Raw genomic sequence first — 2,602 nt, forward strand, 5'->3', positions numbered from 1 at the left:
ATACGGCTCGACAAACCCCCACCCCTCGTCCGTCAGTTGCGCACGCGTCATGTGCACTGGACTACCGGTTCCGCCCTCAGAGCGAGGGCGGAACCGACAAACTGATCACGACTCGATACACGCCCTAAGGCCGTGTCCTACATGGTGGGTTGGTGACTGGTCTGGCCATGGGGAGTGGGCGGTGGGGCTGGGAGGTCCGCCTGAGGGCGAGAGGCTCAGCCAGGTGATCTCCATGTCCTGAAGCAACAGGCCGCGGAAATGGAGAACACCAGCGACGACAGCGCGGGCCCGTACACGTTCAATCCTGTTTACCTCCGGGCGACCGCCCAAATCAGATCCGTCACCAGCGCACAGGTGCACAGCGAAAAGAACCAATTGGAGATCTCTAGTACGGGTGAATTGAGTAAGGAAGCTTGATCCAGTTAGTTTCAGGTCGAATGCTAGGCCCAGGCCAGGTAACCGCAAGCACGCTTCGCTCATCTTCATTTTTCACAAGTGACCCAAATCGCACAGCTATCGCAGGATTGTTCGGAGAACATGCCTTATTAGGGTCACTTTCTCCCGTTCTGCACGTCATATCGCTCGTCATGTAGGCAAACGTCACGTACACAGGTTCGGTCCGGGTGATGGTTGTAGGGCGTAAAAGAACACAACGGAAGGCGTAAGGGGAATCCCCGCTGAGTTTCTCAAACCGAAAAGGAATCGGATAGTGATTCTGGCGAATGCGAATCCACTCAGGGCTAGGATCTAACTTACCATCCGCTCGAACGCCAGCAACTTCAATAAGAGGGGCTGTATATTCTGGCTTAGACGAATCAATCGATACACTAAAGATGTGCTGCCGCATTCCTGGCCTCGGCCTGTGAGCTATAATCCGTTCACTCCCAACCCATGCCGCTGTAACACCCTTATGCGTCTTAGGGGAACTGACCGGAAGCGGCGTTCTAGCAGGTTGCCCTATTTCTAAATACTCCAAAACAGTCGCTACACCTTGCGCGGCAGCCAGTCCCGCATCCAAGGCGACGCCGATCGGCGCAAGCACCGGAACCGCTGCGGACGCCATCAAAGCAGCCATAGAGATTGTATTGATGATCAATCCCTCGGGGTCTCTTTTATCAATGGCGTTAGCGATTCCTACACACTCGCCAAGGCCAGGCACAATAGCCGTGACGGCAGCGGCCTTGTCAAAGCTACTCACGTTCTCGCTCGTAAAGGCGTCAGCTACTCCTATAGCCCATGAGATAGCGCCAGCAGCACCCACCGCAGAGGACACACCAGCCTTGAGAGGCCTGAGGGTCTCGACTTTAGGCTTTAACCTTTCGTAATAACCTTTGAGAGTGTCTTTATCTTTTTGGGGGCCGCCGGTGCGATTCTTAAGGTCACTAAAATTGGGATCCTCATACACATCTTTAATTAATTTTTCAATATCCGCTTTATATGCCGCTACGTTGATTCCGCACAGTGACGCCACACCGAAAGTTGCGGAAGCCCCGCCTTTGCAGCTATACGCATCCCATTTTTTGAGAATTCTCCGCACCGCCGCTTGGTCTTTCGGCTGTTTTGTTGTGCTATCTAAATCGTCCGGGGTGAAGAATTTCGCAGCGGGGTCCGAGGTACTGTCTATTTTATTTTGCGCTACCGTTTCCGCCATCTTCCATGGAATGATAAATTCATGGCTGCTAACATCGTCTTCCCCGATAGGTTTCTTAAGGATTATTTTCTTTTTGCCGAGCTCATCGAGTAGGAGATAATCATCAATATTGCTAGCTGTTACGTCTGGTAGATCCACCTGGTTGCTGGCTGCCCATTTCTTTACAGCTCTCCACACGGGCCACGCTTCACCCATATCGTTGTGCCACTTCTGGCTGGGAGTAGTGCTAGTAATCTCCAGCACTTTCCAGTCTGACGGGTACTCAATCTTTACCACGCCTCCTGGGTTATCGGTGATATTCCTGGAGGAAACATTTGCATCACTGCCCGTATAAAGCGCCTTCCATTGCGGATCATCGTTACCCTGAGTAGGACTTTGGGCGCGAGAAAATTTATTGCCTTCAAGGTATATAAATTCTGCTGGCGAGACTCCCCGGTAGACGATCCGAGTCGACGGGGTAATCTCTGCTACCTGAATATTCTCGACTGCTGTTGTCATAGCTATCACTTTCTTTGAGCTTGCACACGTGCTTGGATAGTCAGTTGATCGTTGCTCTTTGTGTGAGGGCGTCGCCGTGGATCTACGGGATCTCTGGGAGTCGCTGCTGCCATAGCGCAAGTGGCGCCTTCGCTTCCAGGCCGTGCCTTGCCTGCCCGGAAGCTCTGCGGGATCCTGCACGTGCCGCACAGCGGCTCCGGTGGGAGTACCTGCCGAAGGGGCCGCGTCTGGCAGCGGCTGCACGCGGGCTCTGCTCGCCGAGCTCAACGCCGCGTCACGGCTGGATTGATCGCGCAGCGTGGTCGATCCCTCCCACATCAGCGCCCTTACAAGTCATTTCGTTTGGTGTGATCTGCGGGATGGTGGTGGGGTGAGGTGGTGGGGTGACGACGAAGCTTGTTGAGCGGTTGGTGCCGGACGGCTTGTGGGAGTTGTTCCAGCGGGTCGTGCCGC

General features: G+C 54.2%; 1 protein-coding gene. It reads right to left on the reverse strand.

Annotation, left to right across the window (positions count from 1 at the left end):
* Positions 1–385: 385 nt before the first annotated feature.
* Entirely contained in the window at positions 386–2,149 is a 1,764-nt protein-coding gene (locus LUZ64_RS36525) for a hypothetical protein (RefSeq protein ID WP_170116790.1), read from the reverse strand.
* Between the last annotated feature and the right edge of the window lie 453 nt (positions 2,150–2,602).

The sequence above is a fragment of the Streptomyces albireticuli genome, assembly GCF_021228125.1.
GTDB classification, from domain to species: Bacteria; Actinomycetota; Actinomycetes; order Streptomycetales; family Streptomycetaceae; genus Streptomyces; species Streptomyces albireticuli.

Excerpts from the sequence above, each read along its gene's own strand:
- LUZ64_RS36525 (WP_170116790.1), bottom strand. The coding sequence starts at position 2,149 with ATGACAACAGCAGTCGAGAATATTCAGGTAGCAGAGATTACCCCGTCG.